This window comes from Streptomyces sp. NPDC001941, from assembly GCF_040296945.1.
Taxonomy (GTDB): Bacteria; Actinomycetota; Actinomycetes; order Streptomycetales; family Streptomycetaceae; genus Streptomyces.
The window spans coordinates 105,987-120,808 of record NZ_JBEOYE010000009.1 but is presented as its reverse complement, the minus strand read 5'-3'; the positions used below and the strand labels follow the sequence as shown (position 1 = coordinate 120,808).

Genomic DNA, 14,822 nt, shown 5'->3' with positions numbered 1-14,822 from the left:
GCCGTACCGCCGTCAGCTCACGCCCCCGCCGTCGACCACGCCGTCCATCAGGCGCTGCAGCTCGCTCATGCTGGTCTGCGCCGCCTCCTCGGTCTGCACCTGGAGTCCGAGGGTCTCCTGCACCTTGTTCTGCAGGGTGTCGAGCTGGCCGCGGATGGCGGTGCAGCGCTCGCTGAAGTTCTCCATGACGCCCCGGAAGAGGCGCTGGGAGTCGGCCTCCCAGTGCGAGATGAGGTCCTCGACCTGCTGCTCGGTCGTCGACTGGACGTGGCGGCAGGCGGTCAGCGTCTGGGAGATCATGTCCAGCGCCTGGTTCATCTGGGCGACGTTCGAGGCGGTGACGTTCGAGGGCATTTCTTCTCCTCGTTGCGGTCTTCTGTCAGGTGACGGCTCGTTCGCCGTTCATTCCTGGTCACGGTCCGCCACCGGATCGGGTTCAGCCTTTCCCGACCGCTTCCCGGCTCGAATTCGACGCGAATGGGCGCGGGAATTCAGGGACGTCCCAGGACCCCGGACGGCGGCCCTCCCCCGCCCCCGTCGCGGGCCGCGCGGAGCCCGCGCCGCGGGCGCGCCTCGCCGCCCGTGGCCAGCGTGTTGCCGCCCTTGCGGTCATCGGGTTCAGGGGTGTCCGGGAGCGCGCCCCACACCTCGGGCTCGGCACGGCCGAGGATCCCGGTGGAGGGGCCGTTGCCCGACCGGCCGGGGCCGTGCGCCCCCATCGCGCCGCCCATGCCCATTCCTCCGTAACCCGCGCCGACCCCGCTGGTGACGCCGGCGACTCCGACGGTGGGCCCGCCCGGCAGGCCGAAGGGCTGGTTGGAGGGCTGCTGCCCGGGCGCGAGGACCGCGCCCTGCTGGAGGTCGGCGGTGGTGACGTTGGCCTGGCCGACGCTGTTGAGGGTGGTGGCCTGGTCGCGGCCGAGGACCCCGGGCGGCGGGCCGCCGTCCTTGGCCGTCCTGACCAGGGCCGTACCGTCGTCCGCGGGGCGGGGCGGGGCCGTACCCCCGGCGGGGCGGTCGTCGGTGAGGAAGCGGCTGGTGTCGCGGTTCTCCTCGACCTCGCGCCGGTGCGCGGCGGCCGCCGCCTCGTGGTTGCCGGTGAGCTGGAAGTGCTGGTAGCTCAGGCGGCGGCCGAGCGAGCTGACGACGTCGGACACCAGCGGGGTCACCCGCTGGGCCTGCTGGGGCGTCAGGACGATGTCGGGTGGCCGGTTGGCGTACGCGGTCATGGCCGCCGCCTCCTTGGGCTCGGGGCTGGGATCGGGATGGGAGCGGGGGTGGGCGAGGGGTGGGCGCGCGTGGGACCGAAGTGGGCGGGGCGGCGCCCTCAGGCCTGGGCAACGCCCCCAGACCTGGGCCGGGCCCTCAGGCCCGGGGGCGGCGCCCTCAGGCCTGGGTGGCGCTCTTCAGCAGGCCGTTGACCTCGTGCCAGGCGTTGTTGACCGCCTCGCCCGCGGTGTCCGCCTCGGCCGCCCAGGGACGGATGAGCGGGGCCAGCTTGCGCAGCCGTGCGGTGAGTCCGGTGGCGAGCGCCTCGGTGGTGTCGGCCGCGCCGCCCTGCCAGGACTCGCCGCCGTTGGCGCGGAACAGCCGCTCGTTGCGGTCCTGTACGAGGTCGGCCAGGCGCTCGATCCGTTCGGCGGCCTCGGTGAGGGCGGTGGCCGCGTCGAAGTACGCCTGCGGGTCCGCCTCGGCCAGGGCCCTGAGCAGCTCCTGGAGCCGGGCCGTGCCGGCGAGCGCGCCCGGTGGCACGGCGTTCGCGACGGTGGTGCCCGTGCTGTCAGACATCGGCGCTCATCTCCCCGGCGGGCTGGTCGGTGGGTGCCTGGGGCCGGGGCGCGGCGAGCGGCGACGCGTCCGGCGGCGGGAGCCGCGGGAGCTTGCTGCCCAGGGCCTTCGCCCCGGCCTCGCGCACGCCCTCGGCGTCGCGGGTGGTGGTGCCGATGTGCTCGACGGCCCGGCCGAGGTCGCGGTAGCCGGTGGCGGTCTCGCGCAGTACGGCGAGGAGCCGGGCGACGTTGTCGCCGAGGCCCCTGGCGAACTGGGCGCCACCGGGCAGGACCCGCTCGTCGGGCACCGGGAGGGCGATCCCCGCGACCAGCTCGATCACGGCGTCGAGGCCGTTGTCGCCGGAGGGGCCGCCCTGCGCCGCGGCGTGCAGGAACCTGCCGTAGTCGACCAGGTCGTCGGGGCGGGCGGCGAGGGTCCGTGGGGTCATCTGGTGTCTCCCGGGTGCGGGGCGGACGGGTCTGTCTGGACGTCGGGGCCGACGCGGCGGAGCCCCGCACCGGAGCGGTGCGGGGCACCGCCGTGCGGCCCGGTCCTAGAAGTTCTTCAGCATGGCGGCGTGGCTGCTGTCCGTCTCCTGGGCGTCGCTGGCGGCGTCGCGCAGGTACTGGCCGGCGTCGCGGATCCACTCGAGGATCACCTCGAGGTTCTGGGCGATGACAGCCAGGGTCTGGCGGAAGCCCTCGCGGCTCTCGCCCGTCCAGCCGTCGGTCATCTTGGTGTCGACGTTGGCCTGGAGACTCTTGACGCGCGCGGACATCGCCTCGTGGCCCTGGAGCATGACCCCGACGCCTTCCTCGATCTCCTCGGGGTTGTACGAGTAGTCACCGACGCCCTGGAGGTCCCCGGGCTGGAAGCCGTCGGAGGTGACGGGGGTCCCCTGGACGGGGCGTGCGTACTGGATCGGCCGCTGGACTGGCGTGGCCATGATGTGCTCCTTCTGTCTCTGTGGGCTGTGGGCTGTGGGCTGTCGGGTAGCGGCGATCAGGCGGTCGGCGGGGCGTCGATGGTTATCTGGGCGACCTCGGTCTTGCGCCCTTCCTCGCTCTCCAGGCCGTCGTTGACGATGCTCTCGGTCATGTCCGCGAATTCGGTCAGCCGGTTCATTTCGGCGACCATGCCCGCCACCCAGTCCGCCAGGACCACGTCGAAAGCCTTGCGTGCCGGACCCGAGAACTGCAGGTTCATGACCCGGTTCACGATCTGGTTGCGCATGATGTCCCACTCGCCGGCCTCGTCCCGCATGAACTTCACGCCGTCGAGGGTCGCGCTGGTCTGTGCGACGGTACCTGTTCCGACGAACCCCTCTGCCATTTTCCACTCCTTGGTCGAAATTTGGTTGCCTGCCTAGGAATACGCATCACCAGCGCGCCCAGTTCACCCGTGACCGCGTTTTCTCCGGCCCACGAGAATTCCCCTTCGGGGATGCGGACATGGACGTGCCCCGCACGCACAGCGCACGGGGCACAGTCAGCACACGCCCAGAATCGTCGGGAGCTCCTACATGTTGGCGAGCTTGTTCGCGTGCTCCTTGTCCTTCTCCTCGACCTGCTGGATCAGGCGCAGGACCCCGTCGCGCTGCTTCTCCAGCCATCCGCCGATCGCAACGAGGTGAGCCGTCGTCTCGCCCAGGACACGGTTGAACTCCTCCTTGCTGTTTCCCGCCCAGTTCTCGAAGTTGAGCTCGGCGTTCTGGTGGATGACAGTGACGGAGTTCTTGATCTCCTCCGTTCCCTTCGCCAGCCGGTCCACTCCACCCTGGATCGCCTCGACCGAATACTTGTAGCCCTCGGGTGCCGTCGTCATCGGATTCTCCTCTTCTCTCTTTCGCGGCGGTTAAGCGTAGGACTTCTTGAATTCGAGCTGCTGGGCCTTCTGTTCGCGGTCGCCTTCCTTCTGGACCTGGTCGTCGAGGATCTTCTTCAGCGTCTCGTCGAGGTCCTTCAGACGGTCGTTGGCGATGCCCATGATCCGCTCCCACTCCTTCTCCAGGGTGTGCCACGCCTCGGCCGTGGGACCCGACCAGTTGTCGAAGATCGCGTCGGCTTCCTGCGCGGCGGTCTTGATCTGGACGTCGATGCCTTCCCACCCGTTGATGACTGCGGCGATTCCGGCACGCATGCCGTCGAAATTGGTCTTGACCTCTGACATGGGGGAGCCCCTGCCTTTCCTCTGGGTTACGGGGACGGGAGTCCCCGGGATCGTGGGCTTACGGGTTGGTCGTCAGCGGCGTCTTCGCCGCGGCCTCGTCCAGGACGGGCCCGCTGGGGACGAGCCCCAGGACACTGGTGGGCACGGGGACGGCCTTGGTGGTGTCGTAGCCGAGGAGCTTGGCCGTCTGGTCGGAGGCCAGGCGGTACTTGACGCCCAGCTCGGTCACCAGCCAGATGCGCGGCGCGGCCTCGGCGGCCGTGGTCTCCTCGCGTACGAGCATGCCGCTGCCGGGCGCGACCACCACGCGGTCGGCGATGAGCGCGGCGTCCGCACCCGTCGGCCTCGGGACGCCCGCGGCGGGCTTGACCATGTTCGCCGGGGTGTTGGTGCGGAAGGCGGCCTCCACCTTGCTGCCGCCCGAGTCGGCCGGGCCGACCCGGTAACAGGGCACCCGGGTCCCGACGTTGCCCGTGCCGATCGCCTGCGGCGGGGTGACGGGCAGGCCCGTCGCCTTCAGCGGGCGCTGCGAGCGCGGCGCGGAGGAGACGGCCGCGGTGCCGATGTCGATCGGCAGGACGGTGGTGCCGCGGTACGCGGCGGCCGTGCCCGGGTCCGCGAGCACCAGCGCCGTCTCGGTCTGGGTGAGCGGGGTGAGCCCGTCCTGGAGCAGCAGGTAGGACGCACCGGTGGGGTCCCGGTAGACCTGCCCGATCACGGAGGGGCGCCCGCCGACGGGCGGGCCCGGCCGCCCGCGCCCGGGGGCCTGCGGGGGCGTCAGGTCCGTACCGGACGGCAGGGAGTTGAGCCACGCGTCCTTGACGTCGAAGGAGACCACGTCGGCGTATCCGAGGCCGGTGAGGGTGGACTCGGCGGGCACCTTCAGCTTGCGGTCCATCCAGGCGAGGAACGCCCCGCCGGCCTCTCCGCGCACGACCATCGTCTGGTTCTCGTCGAGCACCGTGATGCCCGCGCCCGCGCCGCCGAGGTAGGCGGTCACGAGCTTGCTGGTGGTGCCGTCGGCCTCCTTGCGGGTGGCCGAGCAGATGTTCCAGGGACGCCGGTCGAGGTTCTTGGCGTCGGGCAGGTCGTCGGGGGCGCCGACGATGCCGAGCGGCAGGCCCTTGGGCGTGTCCTTGAGGGACTTGGCGCCGACGGTGACTGGTCCGCCGGAAGTGCTGGAGAAGCGTGACGTACGGGTGTTGGTCTTCTTGCCGCCGGTGATCAGCAGCGCGGACGTCTCGTTGAGGACGGGGTGCAGGGCCCCGGAGAGGAACACGTACCGGGTGCCCGTCTCCTTCTCGATGACCAGCGTGCCCTCCTTCTTGAAGGAGTTGGTCACGCCGGGCGAGATGAAGCCGAAGGCGACGAGACCGCCGAGGGCGACCGCGCCGAGCGCGGTCCCGGCGACGGCGCCGAGGGTGAACCGGCGCATCGGGGTCTCCCGGGCGTCGGGTTCGGCCCGGATGAGTCCGGCGGTGACCCTGCTCAGGGTGAAGAGGTGGGCCTGGACCTGGTCCCGGCGGGTATGCATCGGAGCCTTCCTCCAGTCGGGGTGCGGGGCCGTCAGGCCATGAAGTTGCGGGCCCAGCCGTAGGCGTCGAGCACGGCCAGGACCAGCGGGACCATCGAGACGCCGACCAGCAGCTCGGCGATCTCCGCGGCGCGCCCCCAGTACGGCAGCAGGCGCCGGCCGGGCAGCAGGCGCGCGCCCAGGACGCACAGCCCGGCGAGGACCGCCAGGCCGCCCGCCATCAGGGCCAGCCGCGGGGCGAGCGGCAGGTCGCCGGAGAGCTTGAGCAGGACGATGACCAGCCCTACGGTGCCGGGGACGAGCAGGGCCATGCGCTGGCCCGCGCTGAGGACGACCCGGCTGCGCAGGACGAGCGCGGCGCACGCGGCGACCGACAGCGTCTCGGGGGCCCAGCCGTCGGCGGTGGCCAGGACCAGGAGCGCGGCGGTGCACACCACACCGACGGCCGTGAACAGGGCGGTCATGCCGTGGTCGGCGACGACGGCCCGGTCCATCAGGCGCTGGGCCCGGAACGGCTCGACCTCCTCCTGGAGCTCGTCCGCGTCGGCCGGGAGCGCGGGCATGCGCAGGTCGGCCATGCGGAACGCGGTCATGGGGACGGTGACGTTGAAGACGAGCGCGGCCACCAGGACCACGGCCGCGGCCTCGTACCAGCGCGCGTCGGCGAGCGCCGAGAGCAGGCCGCCCAGGGCGAGCGCTCCGGCGCCGACCAGGGCCGCCGCGAAGGCGGGCATGGTGACGGAGATGGCGACGAGGGCGAGGACCACGGCCAGCAGGGCCGCGCCGCCCGCGGCGAGCACCTGCTGGGCGAGGATCGCGTCCTCGCCCTCCACGGCCGCCGCGAGGTAGCCGGCCAGGCCCGCGAAGGGCCCGGCGGCCAGGCCGAGCATGGCGCCCGCCGCCTGGTCGTCGCCGGCCCGGGCTACCAGGGCGCCGCCGACGAGCAGCGCGAGGGCGATGACGGCGGCGACGGCGGCCCTGGCGGGTGCGGAGCCGCCCTGGAGGAGGACGAGGAACCCGGTCAGCAGCGCGGCGGCGGCCAGGCCGACGAACAGGCGGTGGGTCATCGCGTCCCGCCACCGGTCGGGGCGCTTGCGGGTCCCCTCGGCGACCCCGGTGATCAGGTCGTCGAAGTCGAGCGCGGGCAGTTCCGCGCTGCGCGGACGCAGGTGGACGGTCTCCCCGTCACGCAGGGAGAGCGCGGCGAGCGTGCGTTCCTCGTCGAGCGGGGGCTCGCCGAGCCGCTGGAGCACCCAGCCGTCGTGTTCCACCCCGACGTCCGCGAGGTCCGGCCCCGCGTAGACGAGAAGCGTCGGGAGGAGGTCGTACAGCGGAACGTCCGACGGCACCGCGATCTCCAGTGACGACGAGGGCGTCACGAGCATCAGCCGGCACAATTCGTTGGTCACGTAGCTGTTCACGGGGACAGGCACGCGGTGCCCGGTGCGCCGGTTCAAGCCGTCCGGCCACGAAAGGTGCCAGGGGTTTTCCGGCCTCCCCGGTGAAACTTCCGGCCCGGTGGTGCGTGCTGTGGTCCGTCAGGACCCAGCCGTGGGGTCAGGTACCGCGGCCGCGAACCCCACAAGGAGGCACCAGGGTGTCGACCGTGCTCTTCCGCCGCCCCGCCCGCCGCTCCGCGCCGGAGCTGCCGAGCGGGGAACTCAGTATGCAGTCACCTCCAGGCCTGCCCGCCCTGGAGAGCCAGGGATTCATGAGCGTGATGGGCGTGCTGCCCATGGCCGCGCAGGGCGTGGGCATGTCGGTGATGTTCCTGGTCCCCGGCATCAGTTCCACGCTGCGCTACGTGACGATGGGCGCCATGGCCTTCTCCATGGTCATCATGCTGGTGATGAACCTGCTGCGCCCGGGCGTCGAGCGCAAGCGCAAGCTGATCGGCGAGCGCCGCGGCTACCTGCGCTACCTCGCCCAGGAGCGCCGCAAGGTGCGCAAGGTCTCCGACCAGCAGCGCCGCCACCTGCTGTGGCAGCACCCGCACCCGGACGGGCTGTGGTCGGTGGCGCTGAGCAAGCGCCTGTGGGAGCGGCGCTCCAGCCACCCGGACTTCGGCGAGGTGCGGATCGGAACGGGCAGGCAGGGACTGGCCGTTCAGCTGCGCGCGCCCGAGTCGGCGCCGGTGGAGGACCTGGAGCCGGTCGCCACGCACGCGCTGCGGCGCTTCATGGAGGCGTACGCCACCGTCCCCGACACCCCGGTCTCCGTGTACCTGCCGGGCTTCGCGCACGTCCTGCTGGACGGCGACCGCGACGCGGCGCGCGGCCTGGCGCGCTCGATGGTCGCGGGCCTGGCGACGCTGCACTCGCCGGAGGACCTCAACATCGCGGTGCTCGCGGGTCCGGGCGCGGCGGCCGAGGAGTGGGACTGGGCGAAGTGGCTGCCGCACTGCCAGCACCCCAAGGACGTCGACGCGGCCGGTCCGGTGCGCCTGGTGGCGCGGGAGTGGGAGAAGCTGGAGGAGCTGCTCGGCGGTGACGCGCTGGGCGAGCGGGGCCGGTACGAGGCGGACGCGGAGGTCACCGCGAACGAGCCGTTCCTGGTGCTCGTGGTGGACGACGCCAAGGTCCCGGCGACCGCGCAGGTGGCCACCGCCGGCTACCGCAACGCGGTGGTGATCGACCTGGCGGCGGCCCTGCCGCGTCGCCACAACAAGTTCGTGCTGCGCCTGCAGGTGTCGGCGGACAAGGTCGAGCAGATCACCCGCAACGAGGTGGGCGCCGACGAGCACTCGCTGGTGTGCGCGCCGGACTTCCTGGCGCTCGGCCGGTGCCGCAAGCTGGCCCGGCTGATCGCGCCGTTCCGCGCGGGCGGCGCGGTGGAGAAGTCCGAACCGTCGCTCGCGGACTACGAGTTGCCCACCATGCTCGGCGTCGGCGACGCCAAGAAGCTGGACCCGCAGATCACCTGGCGCCCCCGCTCCACCTGGGACCAGCTGCGCATCCCGATCGGCTACTCGGAGAGCGGCCTGCCGGTGGAGCTGGACATCAAGGAGGCGGCGCGCGGCGGCATGGGCCCGCACGGCATCCTGATCGGCGCGACCGGCTCCGGGAAGTCGGAGCTGCTGCGCACCCTGGTGCTCGGGATGGCGGTGACGCACTCCTCGGAGGCCCTGAACTTCGTCCTGGTCGACTTCAAGGGCGGTGCCACGTTCCTCGGCATGGAGCGGCTGCCGCACACCTCGGCGGTCATCACCAACCTGGCGGACGAGCTGCCGCTGGTGGACCGCATGCAGGAGGCGCTGCAGAGTGAGATGACGCGCCGTCAGGAGTTGCTGCGGGCGGCGGGCAACTACAGCTCCGTGCACGACTACGAGAAGGCGCGCGCGGCCGGGGCCGAACTGGCGCCGCTGCCCTCGCTGTTCATCGTGGTGGACGAGTTCTCCGAACTGCTCTCCCAGAAGCGCGAGTTCATCGAGACGTTCGTGATGATCGGACGGCTCGGGCGCTCGCTCGCGGTCCATCTGCTGCTCGCCTCGCAGCGGTTGGAGGAGGGCCGCATCCACGCGCTCCAGTCCCACCTCTCGTACCGCATCGGCCTGCGCACGTTCTCGGCGAACGAGAGCCGCGCGGTGCTCGGCGTCCCCGACGCGTACACCCTGCCGTCGGCGCCCGGTCACGGCTACCTCAAGACCGACACCTCCACCCTGGAGCGCTTCCGCGCCGCGTACGTCTCCGGGGTCTACCGCTCCGCGGCGACCCGGGCCCGCCGCCAGGCCGTCATCGAGCAGCAGGTCGTGCCGTTCACCCCGGACTACATCGCGCCGCGCGTGCTGGACACCGGTGAGCCGGAGCAGGAGGAGCAGGTCACCGAGACGTCCGAGACGATGATGGACGTCATCCTGGAGCGCCTGGAGGACCAGGGCCCGCCCGCGCACCGGGTGTGGCTGCCGCCGCTGGGCGCGCCGCCCACCCTGGACATGCTGCTGCCCGCCCTGTCCGCGCACCCCGACCTGGGCCTGACCACCGCGGACTGGGACCAGCGCGGCCGGCTGGTGGTGCCCGTCGGCCTGGTCGACAAGCCGCTGGAGCAGCGCCGCGACAACCTGTGGGCGGACCTGTCCGCGTCCGGCGGCCACGTCGGCGTCGTCGGCGGTACGCAGAGCGGCAAGAGCACCCTCGTACGCTCCCTGGTCACCGCGCTGGCCCTGACGCACACGCCGCGCGAGGCGCAGTTCTACTGCCTGGACTTCGGCGGCGGCAGCCTGTCGTCGCTGCGCGGCCTGCCGCACGTGGGCAGCGTCGCGGGGCGCCTGGACGTGGACCGGGTGGTGCGCAGCGTCAACGAGATCAAGGCGCTCATCGACCGGCGCGAGGACGCCTTCCCGGCGCACGGCGTGGAGTCGATGGCCGAGTACCGCAAGGCCCGCCGCGAGGGCCGGTTCGCGGACGACCCGTACGGCGACGTGTTCCTCGTCATCGACGGCTGGTTCACGCTGCGCCAGGACTTCGAGAAGCTGGAGCCCGCCGTCCAGGAGATCGCCTCGCGCGGTCTGGCCTACGGCGTGCACCTGATCATCGCGTCCAACCGGTGGGCGGACTACCGCGCCTGGCTGCGCGACGCGATGGGCACCCGCTTCGAGCTGCGGCTCGGCGAGCCGATGGAGTCGGACATCAACTCCAAGGCGGCGGCGGGCGTCCCGAAGGTCCCGGGCCGCGGGCTGACCCGGCAGCGGCTGCACTTCATGGCGGCCGTGCCGCGCACCGACGCGGTGGAGAGCTCCGAGGAACTGGCCGACGCGCACCGCGGGCTGGTCGCCGAGGTCGCCACCGCCTGGCACGGCGCCCCGGCCCCGCAGGTCAAGCTGCTCCCCGACGTGCTGCCGCTGGCGGACGTGGCGAAGCCCGAGGGCGACGTGCGCGTCGCGCTGGGCCTGGAGGAGCGGGCCCTGGAGCCCGCGTGGCACGACTTCGACGCCAATCCGCACCTGGTCGCGTTCGGCGAGACGGAGAGCGGCAAGACCAACCTGCTCAAGGTGGTCGCCAAGTCGCTGGTGCAGCACTACTCGCCGGACGAGGCGCGCTTCATCATCGCCGACCCCCGGCGCAACCTGTTCGACGCCGTCCCCAAGGAGTACCAGCTCAGCTACGCGGTGGCGGCGTCCACCCTGGAGACGACGGTGAAGGAGGTCGCCGAGTCGCTGGCCAAGCGCGTCCCGGGCCCGGAGATCTCCCCCGACCGGCTGCCGCTGCGCGACTGGTGGGCGGGCCCGCAGCTGTACCTGCTGGTCGACGACTACGACCTGCTGGTGACGGGCAACCCGCTCAAGCACCCGTTCGCCCCGCTCTTCGAACTGCTCTCGCAGGGCTCGGAGATCGGCCTGCACGTGGTGCTGGTGCGCAGCACCACCGGCGGCATGCGCGGGGTGAGCGACGCGTTCGTCAAGCGCCTGAGCGAGGTGGGCACGCTGTCGATGCTGTTCTCCTGCGGCCGCGAGGAGGGCGCGTTCCTGCACAACACCCCGCCGAAGAAGCTGCCGGCGGGCCGCGCCCAGCTCATCACGCGGCGCGGCGCCCCGGTCCTCGTACAGACCGCGTTCGCGGACGAACCGGAGGCGTAGGCCGTACGTGAGCCGTGCAGAGGGGCCCCACCCGAACCGCTTCCGGGTGGGGCCCTCTTCGTGCCTCGCTCCCTACCGCCGGCGCGAGCTCATCCGTGCCGCGAGCACACCGCCCGCGAACAGGCCGACGACCGCGATGACGCCGACGACAAGGAGCACCATGCCGAAGGGCCCGGAGGTGCGGGCCGGCGCTGCCGCCGCGGCGGGCGCCGGCGGCAGCGGGGCCGGGGTGGCCGCGGCGGACGGCGCGGGCGAGGCACCAGGACGCTCCTCGGGGAGTACGGCGGTGACGGCTCGGTAGGGGTTGACGGTGCCCCAGCCCACCTGCGGGTCGGGCACCTTGCGCGCCGGGCGGTCCGCGGTGCTCTGGATGCGGTGGATGACCTGGCGGACGCTGAGCTCCGGGTGGTAGGCGCGGACCAGGGCGGCGGTGCCGGACACGAACGGCGCGGCGAAGCTGGTGCCCTGGTCGATGACGTAACCGGGGCCGCCGGTGCCCAGGCTGATGATGTCGACGCCCGGTGCGGCGACGTCCACGAAGCTGCCCGGCTCGGAGAACTGGGCGGGCTCGTCGTCGCGGCCGACCGCGCCGACGCCCAGGACGTCGGGGAAGGAGGCCGGGAAGCTCGCCCGCAGGGGCTCGGAGCCGCTCTGCCGGTTGCCCGCCGACGCGACCACCAGGACGTCCTCGCGCACCGCGTGGCGCACGGCCTCCTGGAGGGCGGCGCTGGTGGTGGGCGCGTTGGCGGAGATGTTGACGACCCGGGCCCCGCCGTCGACGGCGGCCCGGATCGCCCGGGCCATGCCGTCGGCGGAGCCGTCCTTGCCGTCGGACGTCTGGCGGACCGGCAGCACGGTGGCGCCGGGCGCGACGCCCGCGAACCTCAGCTTCGGGTCCTGGCGGGCGGCGATGACACCCGCGACGAAGGTGCCGTGGCCGACGCAGTCGGTGTCGCCCCGGCCGCTGTCGCCCACGACGTCCGTGCCGCGCAGGACGTGCCCCTTGAGCTGGGGCACCGAGGCGTCGACGCCGGAGTCGACGACGGCGACCTTCTGCCCGGCGCCCTGGGTCACCTCCCACACGCGTTCCAGGTCCAGCCGGGCCTGGGCCCAGGGGAGTTCGGGGATGGTCTTGACGGCCCTCTCGGCGCACCGGCCGGGAAAGCCGGCCGCCGCCGCACTCGCGTACGCCGACGGCGGGGCCAGCAGGGAGGAGCCGAGGACGCCGAGCGCGAGCGCCCCGGCGACGGGCCGCACACGGGCGGCGCGGATGTCACGCACGGGCGTGCTCCGGGGATCCGAGGAGCTGGGACTCCACGCGGGTGGGGGTCAGGCCGACCACCTCGACCCGGCCGGGCAGCACCAGGGCGGTGGCCCCGGCGGGCAGCAGCGGCAGCATCCGCAGCACGCTCTCCGGCAGCTGGAAGGCGTCCCGCAGGGCGCGGGCCGCCTCGATGGACACCCGGGGCACCAGGACCGCGTCGTAGCGGCGCATCTCCTCGGCCCCGCCGGTGGGGACCTTCGGCTGGACGGTCACGCCGACCTGCCAGACCCCGAGGTCGGCGCGCGGGCCGCCGCTGGCGCCCGCGAAGTCGTCGACGACCGCGACCGGGGCGAGCGGCGTGCCGGCCGGCGGGGTGACGCCGCCGGGCAGGTTGATCGCCATGTGGTGCGGAGCGACCCCGGCGGCGCGCATCAGGGTGGCCCAGGTCTGCGGCTGCGGGGACCGCACGTGGACGCCCGCGCCCGCGCTGAGCAGCCGGAAGACGACCAGCTCGGCGGTGGCGCGCGGCACGAACGCGCCCAGCCGCACCGGGTCGCGCCGCAGCAGCCGTACGGTGGCCGGGGAGCCGTCGCGCAGCGTGCCGAGCGCCAGCCCCTCGCGCTGGAGGGAGAGTTCGAGGGCACGCTGCTCGGGGACGGCGGTGACGTGGGCGCCCGCGGAGCGGCCGAGCGGGAGCGTGGCGAGCAGGCCCGCCGCCTGGTCCCCGTCGAGGGAGACGAGCCGCAGGCCGTGCTCGGCGGCGACCTTGACGAGGGCACCGTTGGCCTCGCCCGAGCCCCCCGACGTACGGATGAGGACGTGGCGGCGCAGGTGTCCCGCGCCGCTGTCGGTGAAGGTGACGGACAGGACGCTCGCCCGGGCCGGGAAGGCGCCGAGCAGGCCCTGGAGGTCGGCCAGGCCCCGGCCCGAGGGGTTCCAGTCGCGCACCCAGTAGGAGACGTGGTCGGTCTCGGCGCTCCAGGCGGTCCAGGACTCGGCGGGCTGCGCGGAGCCGCCGGCGGTCAGCCCGGCGGTCGCCGCCAGGGTCTCGGCCGCCTCGGTCTCGTCCAGGACGCGGGCCTGCCAGCCCTCGTCCTCCAGGACGCCCACCGCGCGCACGACGCCCCTGCGCAGGGCGCGCCGGATGCCCGCCTCTCCCCCGCCGCGTGCCTGCACGGCCTCGGGGCAGGACGCGGCGTCCAGGCGCACGACCACCCACGCGGACTGGGTGAGCGGCGTACGGTCGGCGTTCAGCTCCTGGTACGCCATCGGGCACAGCGGCGAGGCCGCGTCCTTGCCGGTGGGCGCGGTGACGCTCTGCACCAGGACCTGGACGGACTCGAAGCGGATGTCGTCCATGTGGACCAGGGCGCCGAGCCGGGCCAGCGGGAGCGCCCCGCCGTCCGCCTGTCCGGTGGCCGTGTCGCCGCGCTCGACGGCCACCAGCGCGACCCAGGCCCGGCCGTCGTGGACGACGCCGAGCCGGATGCGGCTGCGGCCCTCCGCCCGGCTGACGGAGATGTCGGGCAGCAGGGTCGTCAGCGGGGACAGCAGCGTGGTGTCGCGCACCGCGCGGGTGCGGCGGCGGGTCCAGTACCGCAGCCGGGTGAGCAGCCAGTCGTACAGCCAGCGCCGCTGGACGCGGAGCGTCGTGCAGAGGAGGACGACCGCGCCGGTGAACAGCGCGGCGTACCCCGGGGGGCTGGGCGAGAGCAGCCCGTACGCGAGGAGCATGGCGGCCAGTTCCCACGCGACGAGGTGACCCGGCCGGATGCCCAGCACCGGCCGGGTGGCCCGATCCGTCACCGCACTCATGTGTTCCGTCCTTCCGGCAGTCCGTGCGCGGTGCGGACGGGGCGCCGCACCGCTTCTGAGGAGGCACGTCCGGCGCGGGGGTTCGGCTCAAGCCCCCGGGTGGGCGGCGTCGCGGCGCTGAACCCGGCCGGGCCCGGTGTCGTGCCCGGTGGTACCCGCCGTCACCGGTACGGCGGGCCTGACGAACGCCTTGCGGGAGGAGCACCATGGCGAACGACTCCGGCGCCCCGGACCAGGGGACCGTCAAGCGGATCCTGGATCAGGCGGGTCTGTCGTACGGGACCGACGGCGAGGGGGACCTCTTCGCGGCCTGGGAGGGCCGCCGCACGTACTTCCTGTTCCTGCCGTGGGGCGAGGACGCGGCGGGCGGGCGGGTGTTCACGGTACGGACCTTCTACGAGCGGCCGTTCCGCGCCGAGGACCGGCCCGCGCTGCTCGACCACCTCGACGTGTGGCACCGGGGCGCGATGTGGCCGAAGGTCCACACCTACCCGCTGGAGGGCGGTGAGCTGCGGCTGGTCAGCGAGGCGGAGCTGCCGATCGGTCCCGGGGTGGGCGTGGAGCAGTTCACGGTGTGCCTGGTGGCGTGGGTGAGCGCGGCGGGCGAGTTCCAGGAGTGGCTCACCGAACGGCTGGACGCGCCGCCGACGGCACGGGCGGGGCGGGCGGCGCGGGCGGGCACGAAGCGCTGAGGGGGG

The 14,822-nt window shown here is 73.4% G+C and carries 14 protein-coding genes; 2 read left to right on the top strand and 12 right to left on the bottom strand.

What is annotated here, in order from left to right; all coding sequences use genetic code 11:
- Positions 1-12 precede the first annotated feature (12 nt).
- The 10 genes from ABT160_RS10235 to eccD form a co-directional block, all read right to left on the bottom strand.
- Positions 13-354 (bottom strand): hypothetical protein, encoded by a 342-nt coding sequence (locus ABT160_RS10235; RefSeq protein WP_351645992.1) that lies wholly within the window; start codon positions 352-354, stop codon positions 13-15.
- A gap of 137 nt (positions 355-491) precedes the next feature.
- A complete protein-coding gene (locus ABT160_RS10230; RefSeq protein WP_351645991.1) occupies positions 492-1,229 on the bottom strand; it encodes a hypothetical protein in 738 nt (245 codons plus the stop codon).
- A 157-nt stretch (positions 1,230-1,386) separates the two neighbouring features.
- Positions 1,387-1,788, bottom strand: coding sequence for a hypothetical protein (locus ABT160_RS10225; RefSeq protein ID WP_351645989.1), 402 nt, complete (start codon positions 1,786-1,788; stop codon positions 1,387-1,389).
- Entirely contained in the window at positions 1,781-2,218 is a 438-nt protein-coding gene (locus tag ABT160_RS10220; RefSeq protein ID WP_351645987.1) for a hypothetical protein, read from the bottom strand. Before ABT160_RS10220 ends, ABT160_RS10225 begins: the two co-directional genes overlap by 8 nt.
- 105 nt (positions 2,219-2,323) lie before the next feature.
- Positions 2,324-2,716 carry a WXG100 family type VII secretion target gene (locus tag ABT160_RS10215; RefSeq protein WP_351645985.1) on the bottom strand — a complete coding sequence of 131 codons (393 nt, stop codon included), beginning with the start codon at positions 2,714-2,716 and terminating at the stop codon, positions 2,324-2,326.
- Positions 2,717-2,772: 56 nt separating this feature from the next.
- Positions 2,773-3,102, bottom strand: a complete 330-nt coding sequence (locus tag ABT160_RS10210) for a hypothetical protein (protein WP_351645982.1) — start codon at positions 3,100-3,102, stop codon at positions 2,773-2,775.
- A 186-nt stretch (positions 3,103-3,288) separates the two neighbouring features.
- On the bottom strand, positions 3,289-3,594 hold the full coding sequence (locus tag ABT160_RS10205) for a hypothetical protein (protein ID WP_351645981.1): 306 nt from the start codon (positions 3,592-3,594) through the stop codon (positions 3,289-3,291).
- A 30-nt stretch (positions 3,595-3,624) separates the two neighbouring features.
- Positions 3,625-3,939: a WXG100 family type VII secretion target gene (locus tag ABT160_RS10200; protein ID WP_351645979.1), complete on the bottom strand. Its 315-nt coding sequence runs from the start codon at positions 3,937-3,939 to the stop codon at positions 3,625-3,627.
- Between the two features lie 58 nt (positions 3,940-3,997).
- Positions 3,998-5,473, bottom strand: coding sequence for a type VII secretion protein EccB (gene eccB, locus ABT160_RS10195; RefSeq protein ID WP_351645977.1), 1,476 nt, complete (start codon positions 5,471-5,473; stop codon positions 3,998-4,000).
- 32 nt (positions 5,474-5,505) lie between these two features.
- Complete coding sequence (gene eccD, locus ABT160_RS10190) at positions 5,506-6,882, bottom strand: type VII secretion integral membrane protein EccD (protein ID WP_351645975.1); 1,377 nt, start codon at positions 6,880-6,882, stop codon at positions 5,506-5,508.
- A 188-nt stretch (positions 6,883-7,070) separates the two neighbouring features.
- Between eccD and eccCa the strand changes: the two genes are divergently transcribed.
- Positions 7,071-11,045 (top strand): type VII secretion protein EccCa, encoded by a 3,975-nt coding sequence (gene eccCa, locus ABT160_RS10185; protein ID WP_351645972.1) that lies wholly within the window; start codon positions 7,071-7,073, stop codon positions 11,043-11,045.
- Between the two features lie 72 nt (positions 11,046-11,117).
- Here eccCa and mycP read toward each other — a convergent pair whose 3' ends face one another.
- Both mycP and eccE read right to left on the bottom strand, forming a co-directional pair.
- The gene (mycP, locus tag ABT160_RS10180; protein WP_351645971.1) at positions 11,118-12,326 is read right to left on the bottom strand and encodes a type VII secretion-associated serine protease mycosin; all 1,209 of its coding nucleotides are present in this window, start codon (positions 12,324-12,326) and stop codon (positions 11,118-11,120) included.
- Entirely contained in the window at positions 12,319-14,124 is a 1,806-nt protein-coding gene (gene eccE, locus ABT160_RS10175) for a type VII secretion protein EccE (RefSeq protein ID WP_351645969.1), read from the bottom strand. The genes mycP and eccE overlap by 8 nt, the downstream gene beginning before the upstream one ends.
- Positions 14,125-14,330: 206 nt before the next feature.
- Here eccE and ABT160_RS10170 point away from each other — a divergent pair, with 206 nt between their 5' ends.
- Positions 14,331-14,816 (top strand): YbjN domain-containing protein, encoded by a 486-nt coding sequence (locus ABT160_RS10170; protein WP_351645967.1) that lies wholly within the window; start codon positions 14,331-14,333, stop codon positions 14,814-14,816.
- Positions 14,817-14,822 lie beyond the last annotated feature (6 nt).

Bases quoted from the DNA above. Each gene is read 5' to 3' on its own strand.
- ABT160_RS10235 (WP_351645992.1), bottom strand. From the start codon at position 354: ATGCCCTCGAACGTCACCGCCTCGAACGTCGCCCAGATGAACCAGGCG.
- ABT160_RS10230 (WP_351645991.1), bottom strand. From the start codon at position 1,229: ATGACCGCGTACGCCAACCGGCCACCCGACATCGTCCTGACGCCCCAG.
- ABT160_RS10225 (WP_351645989.1), bottom strand. From the start codon at position 1,788: ATGTCTGACAGCACGGGCACCACCGTCGCGAACGCCGTGCCACCGGGC.
- ABT160_RS10220 (WP_351645987.1), bottom strand. From the start codon at position 2,218: ATGACCCCACGGACCCTCGCCGCCCGCCCCGACGACCTGGTCGACTAC.
- ABT160_RS10215 (WP_351645985.1), bottom strand. From the start codon at position 2,716: ATGGCCACGCCAGTCCAGCGGCCGATCCAGTACGCACGCCCCGTCCAG.
- ABT160_RS10210 (WP_351645982.1), bottom strand. From the start codon at position 3,102: ATGGCAGAGGGGTTCGTCGGAACAGGTACCGTCGCACAGACCAGCGCG.
- ABT160_RS10205 (WP_351645981.1), bottom strand. From the start codon at position 3,594: ATGACGACGGCACCCGAGGGCTACAAGTATTCGGTCGAGGCGATCCAG.
- ABT160_RS10200 (WP_351645979.1), bottom strand. From the start codon at position 3,939: ATGTCAGAGGTCAAGACCAATTTCGACGGCATGCGTGCCGGAATCGCC.
- eccB (WP_351645977.1), bottom strand. From the start codon at position 5,473: ATGCATACCCGCCGGGACCAGGTCCAGGCCCACCTCTTCACCCTGAGC.
- eccE (WP_351645969.1), bottom strand. From the start codon at position 14,124: ATGAGTGCGGTGACGGATCGGGCCACCCGGCCGGTGCTGGGCATCCGG.
- ABT160_RS10170 (WP_351645967.1), top strand. From the start codon at position 14,331: ATGGCGAACGACTCCGGCGCCCCGGACCAGGGGACCGTCAAGCGGATC.